Genomic DNA, 12,574 nt, shown 5'->3' on the forward strand with positions numbered 1-12,574 from the left:
GAATTCACAGCCGATGATCTCGGTCTTTCCCTGCGGCATCCACTCGACCCGATGCACCGCATACGGCGGCCACAAGTTCAGCCATATCCCGATTCACCCACATATTTTTCATAACCCGACCACTTTGTACGACAGACATCATTCATTCCTCCTATTCATGATCGATATGCGGAATATGGGCATGCCAGATAAAGTAAGCGGTTACAATATACTTATCGCGCGGTGTATAACTTGCATTTGATTTGGTTCGTTACGGAAATGAGGACATATTCGAGCCGTCCTCTTATCGGGGAAAAAGTCCCGGTTGTCGGCTGTTTACTGTGACTATTCAAAAGAAAACCTATACCGGGACGCTGAATGATGGAGTATTAAACATTAGGATGACACGGGCAATGCGTTAATGAGCGATTTTGCGATAGCCATATGTCCTATCATATTCGGATGGACACGATCCCACGCTAAGGCGGCTGGGTACATATTGAGCAGCAACCGGTCAAATACCGCCTGTGTGTCGACAAAAAACGTACCGTGCTTCTCGGCCGTTCTCCTGACGATACCACCATATTCATCCATCATACGGCGCATCTCGTCTTCCTGATTTGGTTCGATATAGTACGGAGTCATGAGCGCCATCCATCTCACCTGAGGCTTCGTCCGCTTCACCAGACGATCCAATGCAGCTTCGTAGGTGTCCGCATACACGTGGGATTCCTCCACATGCGGCATGTCGAACTGGCGCCACACATCATTAATTCCTATGCAAAGGATTACCCCATCCGGGTGTTGTTGAATGACATCGGTGTTCCACCTAGCTTCCACATCCATAACCGTATTGCCGCTAAGCCCCATATTAACGACTCTGATGCCAAGCTCAGGATGCTCCGTCTGGAGCAGCGCATCGAATACAGAGACGTATCCTTTGCCAAGGGCGCCGAATAATCCTTCTCCAACCGGTCTCGCCCGCTCACAATCGGTAATTGAATCCCCAATAATGACAACTTTATCGCCTTGTTGCAATGTCAAGGAATGAACCTCCCTACATGGTTATGGAATAACTCTCCTCATTATACCAGTTAACGAGGAGCATTTGTTCAATATATAGATACGATATGAGGCCAGCATTTTCCTGCTTGTTCATCCGGAAGCCTGTAATTTAGGAAAAAGTATTCAGGATTTGAGGAGCCGGAGTCCGTTCAATATAACTAATATAGTGCTTCCTTCATGACCGACTACTCCAAGCGGAAGCGGAACGCCGAACACGAAATTCGTAATAATTAATGCCGAGATGACTACAGAAGCAAAAATGATATTTTGCTTAACAATCGACTGCGTTCTTCTTCCAAGTAAAATAGCGTGCTTAATATTATCCAGATCATCATTCATCAGCACCATGTCCGCCGTTTCCAGAGCTGCATCGCTGCCGGTTGCCCCCATGGCAATGCCAACGGAGGCGGCTGCAAGTGCGGGAGCGTCATTCACGCCGTCCCCTACCATAGCGACTTCGCCGTATTGAGCCTTCAGCTTCTTCACGATATCCAATTTATCCTCCGGCATCAGCTCGGCGAATACCAATTCGATATCGGCTTCCTTCGCAATAGCCGCAGCCGTCTGCTCCTGATCACCAGTCAGCATTGCCACTTGGATGCCGATCCGCTTCAACTGTTGCACCATTACTTTCGCTTGCGGACGGATGCGATCTTGCAGTGCGATAATGCCGGCAATCTCTTCTTCTCGCTGAACGACGATGACCGTCTTGCCTTGCTGCTGCAGGCTGCGCACCACGCCGTGCACATCATTCTCTTCATCCGCCGGCATAATAAATTTCGGTTTGCCGACGCGCCAGCGCATGCCACCCATGCGCGCCGCGATGCCCAGCCCTGTCAATGCTTGATAGTCGGTCGGACGCATCCATGCATCATCGAAGTCATCTTCGCTTCGGCACGCATCGGCCTTCTGCACGATTGCCTTAGCAATGGGATGCGTCGATAACGTTTCAAGCGCAGCCGTCGCCTGAAGCAGCTCGTGCTCACACAGACCGGCATACGGAACAACATCTGTAACCGACAATTCTCCCTTTGTTAACGTGCCAGTCTTATCAAAGGCAATCACTTTAATACGCGAGATATGATCCAAATGCGCCCCGCCTTTAAACAGCATGCCTTTGCGGGCGCTATTCGAGATAGCCGACAATGTCGCCGGCATAATCGAAGCGACTAGAGCGCACGGCGATGCGACGACGAGAAATACCATGGCACGGTAGAACACGTCCTCCCACAATACTCCGAAGAGCAAGAACGGGACGAAAATGAGCGCGAGCGTTGCCAATATAATGACTTTGGCATAGATGCGTTCGAACTTCTCGATGAACCGCTGCGATTTCGGCATTTCGCTTTGCGCTTCCTGAACGAGGCGAATGATTTTGGAAAAGAGGGTGGAATCGCTGCTCTGCGTCACTTCCACATATAACACCCCTTGGCCGTTCACCGTACCCGCGAACACCTCATCACCCCGAACTTTATCGACAGGGAGACTCTCCCCGGTAATGGAGGCTTGATTTACAGCCGAACTTCCTTCCGTTATCATCCCGTCAGCCGGAATACGTTCTCCTGGTCTAACTAATATCAGATCGCCAATTTGCAGCTCTTCCACTGGAACGTTCACTTCTTCACCGTTCCGCAGCACGTTCGCATGCTCGGGCTTCAGTTCCATCAGCGCGGATATATCGCGGGAGCTTCGATTCATCGTGAATGTCTCCAACGCACCGCTCAGAGCGAAGATAAAAATCAGCACGGCGCCTTCCGACCAATACCCGATGCTGGCCGCACCAACCGCAGCCGCGATCATTAGCAGGTTGACATCCAAATCCTTGTCTCGGACCAGCGTAACAATCCCGTCCTTTAACTTTAACCAGCCTCCGCTAACATAAGCTAACAGGTAGAAAGAGACAGACCATATTTCCGACACCGTTCCGGTAACTAAAGCCAGTAAAATAAAGATTAAGGTGCCTGCAGCTGCGAGAGCCTCACCATATTTTTCACACCACAATTGGATTGTTGTTCGTTTCATCATAACTGTAATATCCTCCTTCATTGATAATGACTATCGTTGTTAACCCCCTAAAAATGCGACATGCTGTTCCCGTGAAGGGAACAGCATACATTGAGAATGAGATTAATTTTCACCGCAGTCATTTTTTTTGAGTAGAGGAAACTTTTCTATACTTATTATAATCTGCAATCGAGAAAATGTGAACAAAAGATTATTTTTGCCTCAAGGAAACATTATTCGCCTGATGCAAACTCGTTAGTTGGGGAGTATAATATTTATATAGGTATAACATATACTTTATCTCGATACAGCTAGAAAGAAGGGTTATACTATGAAGCCGTATGCTAATGATGAACCAACGGCTGACGTTCAAGACGGATGGAAGCAACAGCGGGATGAGCCTAGTCTTCCCGAAGCGTATAAATCAATGCCGGTACCGAAGAAGGGCAGCTTCTTCCGGAAGTTTCTCGCATTTGTCGGTCCGGGCTACCTCATCGCCGTCGGTTATATGGATCCCGGGAACTGGGCAACCGATATTGCAGGCGGCGCGCAATTTAATTACACGCTCTTATCCGTCATTTTGATATCAAATCTGATGGCCATGCTGCTGCAATCATTGTCTGCACGACTCGGAATTGCAACGGGGAGAGATCTGGCGCAAGCCTGTCACGACCACTACAGCAAGCCGGTCAATTTCGCGTTATGGATTCTGTGTGAGTTGGCAATCGCGGCCTGCGATCTGGCGGAGATTATCGGTTCGGCGATCGCGCTGCAGCTGTTGTTCGGACTTCCCCTTATTATCGGGGTCATTATTACATCATTGGATATTCTGATCGTGATGCTGCTGCAGAACAAAGGATTTCGATATGTTGAAGTTATCATCGTTGTTCTGATTGCTACGATTATGATGTGCTTCGGCACAGAGCTTATTTTGTCCAGACCCGACGTTCAAGAAGTGCTGCACGGATTCATTCCTAGTGCCGAGATTGTGAAAAATCCGGCAATGCTATACATTGCGCTCGGTATTCTCGGGGCAACCGTCATGCCCCACAATTTGTATTTACACTCATCGATCGTACAGACACGGAACTATGAAGAGTCTTACGAGGGCAAGAAATCGGCGATTCGGTTCGCAACGCTCGATTCAACGATTGCGTTGATGCTGGCCATGTTCGTCAATGCCGCTATTTTGATTTTGTCGGCCGCTACATTCTATACGAGTGGACATACCGAGATTGCGGAAATACAGGATGCGTATCAAATGCTGACGCCGCTGCTCGGTACGGGCATGGCAAGCGTGTTATTCGCTGTAGCGCTGCTCGCTTCCGGCCAGAGCTCGACCTTGACTGGAACCCTCGCTGGGCAAATCGTCATGGAAGGCTTTCTGCAAATTCGATTAAAGCCTTGGGTGCGCCGCCTCATTACGCGTCTTATCGCCATCGTGCCTACGGTCATCGTCATCGCCATTTACGGAGAGCAAGGAACGGCAGAACTGCTCATATTGAGTCAAGTTATTCTATCGCTGCAATTATCGTTTGCGGTCTTTCCGCTCATCCGGTTCACGAGCGATAAGAAAAAGATGGGAGCTTTCGTATCCCCACTCTGGATGAACAGTCTCGCTTGGATAGCCGGCATCATTATTGCAGGCTTGAATCTCTATTTGCTTGTAAGAACATTGATGTAGAGGAGGTTGTTCAAAAAGATCCTTTTTTGAACTCCTATTAAAACATAAAAGGCTGCTTCCCAATCGAACCGCGATTAGGGGGCAGCCTTTGCCTGTATCATGAACCGAGACGGAAGATGCGCTTCTTGCCCGGCTGGAGCCGCATGATGATTTCAGCCGCACGGAGCCGAACCTCTTCCTGATCGGAATCAAGCATTTCCCGCAGCACGAAAAGCGCCTTGTCACGCAAATCGTTCAACCCCGTTTCTGCCGGGAGCCATTTCGTCTGTCCCAGCATCCGCATGTGACGCGACTGACGTTCTACCTGTCCTTGCTCCATCTCAATAAGCTTCTCGACGGAATAATAATCATGCTGCACGTACTTCACTCCTCATTCTTCTTAATCCATTTTTACGTTGACGTCTCCGACCTTCGTGGATAATCTGACGAGCGGACCGCCTTCTCCGATGCCGCCTTCGAAAAAGCCATCCGATCCTTTTCGCCGTTGCAGCAGAGGCACGTTGAGCGACAAGTCTCCTAACAGGGCAGACGCTTCCAACTGCATTTGACGAATGGAGGACGCAAGGCGGGCATCAATGCTGCCGGCGACGTTGTCGATGTAACATGCGCCGGTATCGGGACCTATGGCACAGCGGATGTCCCCGCTCTTCACGTCCACTCGCAGCGTGCCGCAGATGTCCTGCACGGCCACATCGCCCGAAGCCGAAGCCGCTTCCACATCAGCCGCGATACGTACCAGCTTCACGTCACCGGAGGCAGTGCTGCAGCTCCAATTCACGCCACGTCCATCCCGTACGTTCAAGTCTCCAGACAGCAGTTCCATCACGAGCTCTCCCGCTTCAACATCTTCCAACTCCATATCTCCAGATGTGGACTTGAGGTGAGCCCGTTGCGCCGCCACGTTCTCCATCGCTAAATCTCCCGATAGCGCCTCGGCCTCCAGTACACCGAAGCGGCAATTCTCCATCTCCACATCCCCTGACTTAGCGTCTATACGCAGCAGTCCGATCGAGCTGTTCTCGATGCTTGCGTCGCCGGAATTCACTTGGATATGCAGCTGTTCGTTCTGCAAATACCGCAGCTTCACATCACCCGAGTTGGAATGAAGCCGCATGCTGCCGCGGAACGATTGCGGCACACGGACATGCAGATCGGCGCCGGCCGATGAGATGAACGAAAAGAATCGCTTCGCTCCGGTTCTGCGCAGCATGACCTTAATGTTGTAGGTATCGTGGCTAATTTCCTCTATCACCTCATATTGCTCCGGGTCGGAACTATCGAATCGGTAAGCAAAGGTATCGCCGTCATACGATTCGGTAAAAACGTCCGCCATGTCGGTCATGATGTTCGCCGCATGAATCGCCGCTCCCACATGCCCGTATGCTAGATCCCGCTCTGGTGAGCTGTGCCCAAAGTTCGGCAAATCGAAGTTCAAACCGCCCGCTTGAAATGGTTCTTTCCGCTCACCAGATTCGGGCTTTTCTTCACCGGAACCGCCCGATGGAGCCGCATGTGGGCGATACTGCTCGATGATCTCGTCTGCAATCGACTGAACGCTCCCAAGCGAGCGCACGATTTCCTCATCCGTTTTGCCCATTTCACGCGCCTCTTCGAAATGCGTTTCGAAATCTGACATTATTTCCTTGCGTTCGGAATCCGGGATTCCCTCCAACAACCGTTCCAGCTTCACTAAAAATTCCAGTCTCTGCATGCTCATGCTTTCATGACCTCCATAATAATTTCATCCACGCCTTCCGAGAAGCGGCTCCATTCTGCCATCATCTCGCGCATGTAAGTCTCGCCCGTCTCGGTCAGCTTGTAATATTTTCGGGACGGCCCTTCCGGCGACTCTTTCAAATACGTCGAAAAATAACCTTCCTGCGTCAGTCTGCGCAACAGAGGATACATCGTGCCTTCTGCCACGAGGAACTTCTCTGAAATGCGATGAACGAGTTCGTAGCCGTAGCGGTCTTGTTCATAGGTCAGCACAAGCACACATAGCTCCAAGGCCCCTTTCTTGAATTGAACGTTCAACCGTTTCGCCTCCTTTCACATCTATTTCAACTTATCTGGTCAATAGTTCCATGGCTTGTTGTTCTACATAGTAACACACACTACTGTACAATACAAGGTACCTTTCTAAACTAAAATCCATTTGCATAATTTCTAAGTGCATAAATACTAAGTGCCTAAATTCTAGGTTTAATTGCAAAGCGCCCCCTTCTGTCATCAAAATTAAAGCGTGACGATTTTCCTCGGTGTGGTATAATAAATCCAGTTTTTATATGGAGGATCTTCCCATGGTTCGACTATTCGATATACAAGCTTCGGCCCTGTTCACTGCCTATTCTCCTACTCATCTCTTCGTCCTGGCCCTGTTCGCCTGCTCTATCTTGTGTCTATATACGTTCCGGAACAGTCTGCGGGAGAAACGAGCGGGGAACATCGTCCGCTTCAGTCTGGTGACAGTACTCGTGCTGTCCGAGCTGTCGTTGAATGTGTGGTACATCTGGCATGGGCAATACGACGTGAAGGATACGCTGCCGCTTGAACTGTGCACCATATCGTTATATCTGTCAGTTGCCATGCTCATCTGGAAAAGCCGGCGCTTGTTCCAGATCGTATACTTCGTTGGAATTGGCGGAGCCTTGCAGGCCTTGCTCACCCCAGCGCTTGATTATGACTATCCTCATTTCCGATTCATCGAGTTTTTTGCGGCGCATATCGCTATTATTTTGGCTGTGCTGTACATGCTCTGGGTGGAAGGATACCGTCCTACCCTCAAATCTGTATTCGCTGCCATGGGCTTTCTCAATCTGCTCCTTGTTGCAGTCGGCACCGTGAACGCAATGACCGGCGGCAATTACATGTTCCTCGCCCGCAAGCCTGAGACGGCCTCGCTTCTGGATGTGCTTGGACCGTATCCATGGTATTTGCTGTCGCTGGAGGTTGTCGCATGCTTGGTGTTCTTGCTCATGTACCTGCCATTTGCCATCTCTGCGCGAGTTCGGCAAGTGCAGCCTCAGGAGACGGGCTATGATTAATCGCAGTGCTTCACATACCGACGGACTGGCAACCGCAGATCTATGACAATCACGAGCGGGAGTCAGCAGCAGCCTCACTATATACTGACCGGGATACATGCATTTTTCTGACAAACACGCCCAGAGTCACGTTGATCTTTCGGTACGGGGGGATATCGAGCTATTTTGAGTTATTAATAGATATATTGAGAAGGACAAGGAGGTATGGTGCAGATGAACAATCCAAATGAACTATTAAGAAGCTTAAAATCGTTGTCTGGGCCTTTTCCGCCCTTTGATGTGACACGACTGCCGGAAAGTCCTGGGGCGCTGTTCCTGCAATGGCTGAATCTAGCGATTAAGAATGAAGTGAAGGAGCCTCATGCAATGACGCTCACGTCCGTATTCAATATCACTTATGCGACGACGGGCAGTGGAGACATTCCTTGCTCTGGCCGTGAGGCTGCTGCTTGAAAGTATTGACATTTTCTTTTATCACCTAAAAGGAGCCGAGGAGCCATCCACCCCCATTCCCGAAGATGCCCCTATAGAACCGGATTGAAATCAAGAGAGGCCCTTATGCCAGGTTATAACATCAAAAAACCGGACTCTTCATTTCATAAAGGAGTCCGATTTTCTGGTAGAACTCATACAACTAACGTGCCCGTTCATTTATAGATGAGATCCGCCACTTGCATCAATCAATTGCCCGGTTACCCAACGGCTGTCCGATGAGGCAAGAAAGGCGGCAATATCCGCCACATCTTCAGGCTCCCCCCACCTGTTGAAGGTGGAAAGACCAGCGGCATATTTCTGTCCATTGGGATCTTGCAACGTCCCGGCATTCATCTCTGTATTAATAATGCCAGGCAGGATAGCGTTCACCGTAATATTACGGCTCCCAAGTTGCTTAGCCAAGACGTGCGTAAGTGTGTTGACCGCACCCTTCGATATGCTGTAGGTGAAAACAGTAGGGGAGGCCACTCGTGTAACAAACGATGAGATATTGATAATACGGCCTTCATCTTTCAGGCGCGGCAAGGCTTGCTGGGTAACAAAAAACGGTGCTTTGACATTAATGTCCATGACCTCGTCAAAAGATTCTTCCGTTGCCTCTTCAACGGTTAGAATTTGCCCGATTCCAGCGTTATTCACAAGAATATCAAACCGATTATCGCCTGTACGTTTCCGAAGGGCTTCATCCAATGTCGCATATAAATCACGAATGCCGTTAAGGGCATTTAAGTCAGCACCGATCGTGAATGCGGAACCTCCACTTTGTTGAATCTTATGAACCACTTCCTCTGCTTCATTTTGTCTTTTTCCATAGTGCACGGCGACGAATGCGCCATCCTGTGCTAGACGTAACGCAATGCCACGACCAATCCCCCGGCTTGCACCGGTTACTAAAGCGATTTTACCCTTCAACTTACTCATGCCCTCATCTCCTTGTTTGGAATTCATGTTTAGTTATAGCACAAGGTGATGTTTGAAATGTTGCTCTCTCATTCGGAATTCATGTTTGTCGTTCAGAGGGAGTCACTGAGAGAGCGGTCTTAAAGGTACACAAAATCCACAAAAGCCGTTCCCAGTCGCAGCACGACGATGAGAACGGCTTTGATATCAGATTTGAATATAACGGAATGAACCTTCTGCATGCGATGAGCGCTCGCCTCATGCAGAGTGGGTATCTGTCTCTGGGCAAACGGTGCCATGCCGCCCTTCCAGACGTTCCGCGGCAATAAATCCGGCGGCGGATACGAGCAGGAGCAGCCCCATGCCTAAATACAGAGCCTTTGTTCCCAGTTGATTATATATAAAAGCCCCGATAAGACTTCCCGTCATCGTCGCCCCGATGCTCATAATGACCGACATAACCGCTTGGCCGCTTGCGCGGAAGCGGTCTGGAATAAGATCCATCATATACTCCGCCAAATAAATGAAGTACAGGGCAATGCCTACTCCTTGAACCGCCTGCATAAACAAGATGAGCGGCAAGACGTCGGTTGTGTAGATGACGAGCGCGCGTGCAGCCATAATGACCGCGGACAACGCCAGCATGAAGAGCGGCCGGAACTGCCGGCCAGAACGGCCCAAGTATAAAAAGACAAACACTTCCGTCGCCGCCGGCAGCATCCACCCGAGACCGATGTCAAGCGAGCTTCCGTTCATATCCCGGATCATGAAGCTAAAATATTGGTCGTTGAAGATGAGCGTCATATTATAAATGATGAGCACGACCATGAATAATACGAAGCGCCGCGTGAAGACGTAGCTCCAGAACTCTTTCATGTTCACTTTTGCCTGTGGCTTTTTCCGAGTCGACAATCCGCCCGCACTCTCTTCACTAACCTCTGCCGCAAGCGCTTCAGTTGCATTTCGTTCCGTATCGTCCCGTCTCGGATCCCGCAGCGGCAGCAGCGCGCAGCCGGTCAAACCGACCAGAACCATCACGATCCATCCCATCGATGCATGTCCCGGCAGCCGCTCCAGCAGCCATCCGATAAGAACCGCCGATACGGCAAACCCTGCCGCGCCGCAGCCGCGAATGACCGCATAGGAATCTCCCAGCCGTCTCGCCGCAAGCATCGCCATGCTGTCGGTCAGCGACGTGGCTGGAACCCACAGAAATTGAAAAACAAAAATGAGTCCCATCACCGTCCACGGCTCCGAGGTATGAAAGACGAAAAACAATACTCCAATCAACGCAAGCAAGAGGGCCAACAGGAGAGGCTTCATGGCCGCGAACTTGTCGCTCAAATAGCCAATTAAATAATTGCCGATCATGCCAACGATGGGAAGCACCGCGTTTTGCAATCCGTACATGGCGTCGCTATAACCGATATCTTTGTAATATAACGGAAAAAAAGAAGAAAAGACCGCCGCCGGCGTAAAAAGCATAAACATGTAGACATACATATGGCGGAGCTGCCTCTTGCGATAGAAACTATGATTCAAGGATTCCATGGAAGTCATCTGCCTGCCTCCGCACCGAGGCTCAGAAGAAATCCCATGCTCTTATCTTGTACACGTATGCGCATCATGCTGTTCATAGTCCCTTTCGTGTCAGAATTAAGAATATTCCCTATTTTAGCACACGAAAAGTTTAGGCGGTTTCGTTTTCATAGATTATTAAAATGTTGCAAATATTCGAGTTATTTTTGAAAGCGCATACCCATAGGATGAAGTAGGCATTTCTATAATAGCCCTGCAAAATTAATGGCACTATTTACAATTCCTTATTACTAGCTTAACGCTATGTTAAAAATCACGTTTTACAATGGGACATGTGCACAGTTCCGATGATTTTACTAAAGAATCCAATTTGTCGTTAGCTCACTCTTTACCCTACATTAGGAACCCATTCATGAGGAGTGTAAATGTATCTATGAAAGAAAAACGTTGGTTTACGATGCTAACTGTTATTTCCATGCTGTTCCTCGCTGTCGTCGGATGCTCTACTGGCTCCGCCTCGGAAAGCACAAGCGATGCGGCCAAAGGCCAAGGGGAAGCTGCCGCTCCGGCAGCAAAGAAAGAAGACAAGACACCCGTCAAAATCCAATACTGGCATTCTCATGCGGAAGCCCAAGAAGAGGGCTTGACGTACATGATTGAAGAATTTCATAAGAAATATCCTTACATTACGGTTGAACCTGTCTATCAAGGCGGCTATGGCGATCTGCACAAGAAGCTGCTGGCTGCAGTCGCAGCGAACGATGTTCCTGCGGTAACGAACGTTGAGGTCTCTTCCTTGCCAATGTTTGCGCATGACGGAATCTTTGAAGACCTTACTTCTTATATCGAGCGTGATCAGGTTGACATGTCCAGCTTCTCCGAAGGCATGGCGAAAGCCTATGCTTACGAAGGCCGCCAATTCGGATTTCCGCTTATCGTGAGCATGAGCGTCATGGTTTACAACAAGACGATGCTCGACAAGCTCGGCGTCACGCCGCCGCAAACGTGGGACGAAGTCGAAGCGTTCAACAAGAAGGTTACTGTGAAAAAAGATGGAAAAACCGATCGTTATGCTCTTTCCGTTCCAGGATGGGACAACTGGTATTATGACCCATGGATGATCAACGGCGGCGGCTCCGTCTTGAACGCCGATATGACGCAAGCCAGCATCGATTCGCCAGAAAGCCTGCGCTACATTCAGAACTTCAATCGTTGGGTGGATGAAGGCGCCATGCATATCGGATACGGCAAAGGAGCGTCTGGCACGATGCGCCAAATGTTCCTGGAAGGTAAAATCGCCATGATCGAACACACTTCCGCCATGATTAAGACGTATGTGGAAAATGCAGACTTTGAAGTCGGTGTCTCCTTCCTCCCTGGCGACAAAACACGCATTTCCAATATCGGCGGAGCTGGTATCGTCATGATGAGCGGTGCCAAAGACAATCAAAAAGAAGCGGCGTGGAAGTTCATTCAGTTCATGACGAGCAAAGAGTACAACATTAAATGGGCGGAAAAAGTCGGCTATTTGCCAACACATAAGTCAGTCGTCGATACCGAGGAAGGCAAAGCTTATCAAGAACGCTGGCCGCAATACAAAGTGGTGCTCGAGAATTTCGATAACGTTCAGCCTCGCATCCAGCATCCGTTGTATCCGGAGTTCAGCGACTTCTATATTGAAGCGGTCGGAAAAATGGTGCTCGAACACGGGGACCCGGCTCATTTGATGAAGGAAGCGGCAGCAGAAATCAACAAAGTGTTGGAAGACAGCAATTAAGCGTGTTCAAATAATGAACTTTTCAACACCAAGAAGGTTGCATGAACCTGAAGAGGGAGGAGCGCAGTGTAGGCAGAACCTACATGG

The 12,574-nt window shown here is 49.5% G+C and carries 12 protein-coding genes; 4 read left to right on the forward strand and 8 right to left on the reverse strand.

What is annotated here, in order from left to right; genetic code table 11:
• Nucleotides 1-4 precede the first annotated feature (4 nt).
• The 3 genes from LQV63_RS05750 to LQV63_RS05760 form a co-directional block, all read right to left on the reverse strand.
• Nucleotides 5-142 (reverse strand): hypothetical protein, encoded by a 138-nt coding sequence (locus tag LQV63_RS05750; protein ID WP_233695992.1) that lies wholly within the window; start codon nucleotides 140-142, stop codon nucleotides 5-7.
• A gap of 233 nt (nucleotides 143-375) precedes the next feature.
• Entirely contained in the window at nucleotides 376-1,023 is a 648-nt protein-coding gene (locus LQV63_RS05755) for an SGNH/GDSL hydrolase family protein (protein ID WP_019422991.1), read from the reverse strand.
• 144 nt (nucleotides 1,024-1,167) lie between these two features.
• The gene (locus tag LQV63_RS05760; RefSeq protein ID WP_233695993.1) at nucleotides 1,168-3,069 is read right to left on the reverse strand and encodes a heavy metal translocating P-type ATPase; all 1,902 of its coding nucleotides are present in this window, start codon (nucleotides 3,067-3,069) and stop codon (nucleotides 1,168-1,170) included.
• A 310-nt stretch (nucleotides 3,070-3,379) separates the two neighbouring features.
• Here LQV63_RS05760 and LQV63_RS05765 point away from each other — a divergent pair, with 310 nt between their 5' ends.
• A complete protein-coding gene (locus LQV63_RS05765; RefSeq protein ID WP_233695994.1) occupies nucleotides 3,380-4,732 on the forward strand; it encodes an Nramp family divalent metal transporter in 1,353 nt (450 codons plus the stop codon).
• A 97-nt stretch (nucleotides 4,733-4,829) separates the two neighbouring features.
• Here the strand turns inward: LQV63_RS05765 and LQV63_RS05770 are convergent, their stop codons facing one another.
• The 3 genes from LQV63_RS05770 to LQV63_RS05780 are packed head-to-tail and all read right to left on the reverse strand — an operon-like array spanning nucleotide 4,830 to nucleotide 6,766.
• On the reverse strand, nucleotides 4,830-5,090 hold the full coding sequence (locus tag LQV63_RS05770) for a hypothetical protein (protein WP_233695995.1): 261 nt from the start codon (nucleotides 5,088-5,090) through the stop codon (nucleotides 4,830-4,832).
• A 21-nt stretch (nucleotides 5,091-5,111) separates the two neighbouring features.
• Nucleotides 5,112-6,449, reverse strand: a complete 1,338-nt coding sequence (locus LQV63_RS05775) for a DUF4097 family beta strand repeat-containing protein (protein WP_233695996.1) — start codon at nucleotides 6,447-6,449, stop codon at nucleotides 5,112-5,114.
• Complete coding sequence (locus tag LQV63_RS05780; RefSeq protein WP_019422986.1) at nucleotides 6,446-6,766, reverse strand: PadR family transcriptional regulator; 321 nt, start codon at nucleotides 6,764-6,766, stop codon at nucleotides 6,446-6,448. The genes LQV63_RS05775 and LQV63_RS05780 overlap by 4 nt, the downstream gene beginning before the upstream one ends.
• 266 nt (nucleotides 6,767-7,032) lie before the next feature.
• On the opposite strand from LQV63_RS05780, the gene LQV63_RS05785 reads away from it, so the two are divergent.
• Nucleotides 7,033-7,776, forward strand: coding sequence for a YwaF family protein (locus LQV63_RS05785; protein WP_233695997.1), 744 nt, complete (start codon nucleotides 7,033-7,035; stop codon nucleotides 7,774-7,776).
• Between the two features lie 213 nt (nucleotides 7,777-7,989).
• Complete coding sequence (locus tag LQV63_RS05790; RefSeq protein ID WP_233695998.1) at nucleotides 7,990-8,229, forward strand: hypothetical protein; 240 nt, start codon at nucleotides 7,990-7,992, stop codon at nucleotides 8,227-8,229.
• 198 nt (nucleotides 8,230-8,427) lie between these two features.
• Here LQV63_RS05790 and LQV63_RS05795 read toward each other — a convergent pair whose 3' ends face one another.
• Together LQV63_RS05795 and LQV63_RS05800 are read right to left on the reverse strand one after the other, a co-directional pair.
• Nucleotides 8,428-9,192: an SDR family oxidoreductase gene (locus LQV63_RS05795; protein ID WP_233695999.1), complete on the reverse strand. Its 765-nt coding sequence runs from the start codon at nucleotides 9,190-9,192 to the stop codon at nucleotides 8,428-8,430.
• A gap of 237 nt (nucleotides 9,193-9,429) precedes the next feature.
• Nucleotides 9,430-10,731, reverse strand: coding sequence for an MFS transporter (locus tag LQV63_RS05800; RefSeq protein ID WP_233696000.1), 1,302 nt, complete (start codon nucleotides 10,729-10,731; stop codon nucleotides 9,430-9,432).
• A gap of 412 nt (nucleotides 10,732-11,143) precedes the next feature.
• On the opposite strand from LQV63_RS05800, the gene LQV63_RS05805 reads away from it, so the two are divergent.
• The gene (locus LQV63_RS05805; RefSeq protein ID WP_019422981.1) at nucleotides 11,144-12,487 is read left to right on the forward strand and encodes an ABC transporter substrate-binding protein; all 1,344 of its coding nucleotides are present in this window, start codon (nucleotides 11,144-11,146) and stop codon (nucleotides 12,485-12,487) included.
• Nucleotides 12,488-12,574: the final 87 nt, after the last annotated feature.

Source organism: Paenibacillus profundus (assembly GCF_021369635.1).
GTDB classification, from domain to species: Bacteria; Bacillota; Bacilli; order Paenibacillales; family Paenibacillaceae; genus Paenibacillus_B; species Paenibacillus_B profundus.

Coding starts and splice junctions, on each gene's coding strand:
- LQV63_RS05800 (WP_233696000.1), bottom strand. CDS start 10,731: ATGACTTCCATGGAATCCTTGAATCATAGTTTCTATCGCAAGAGGCAG.
- LQV63_RS05775 (WP_233695996.1), bottom strand. CDS start 6,449: ATGAGCATGCAGAGACTGGAATTTTTAGTGAAGCTGGAACGGTTGTTG.
- LQV63_RS05765 (WP_233695994.1), top strand. CDS start 3,380: ATGAAGCCGTATGCTAATGATGAACCAACGGCTGACGTTCAAGACGGA.
- LQV63_RS05805 (WP_019422981.1), top strand. CDS start 11,144: ATGAAAGAAAAACGTTGGTTTACGATGCTAACTGTTATTTCCATGCTG.
- LQV63_RS05785 (WP_233695997.1), top strand. CDS start 7,033: ATGGTTCGACTATTCGATATACAAGCTTCGGCCCTGTTCACTGCCTAT.
- LQV63_RS05760 (WP_233695993.1), bottom strand. CDS start 3,069: ATGATGAAACGAACAACAATCCAATTGTGGTGTGAAAAATATGGTGAG.
- LQV63_RS05795 (WP_233695999.1), bottom strand. CDS start 9,192: ATGAGTAAGTTGAAGGGTAAAATCGCTTTAGTAACCGGTGCAAGCCGG.
- LQV63_RS05750 (WP_233695992.1), bottom strand. CDS start 142: ATGATGTCTGTCGTACAAAGTGGTCGGGTTATGAAAAATATGTGGGTG.
- LQV63_RS05790 (WP_233695998.1), top strand. CDS start 7,990: ATGAACAATCCAAATGAACTATTAAGAAGCTTAAAATCGTTGTCTGGG.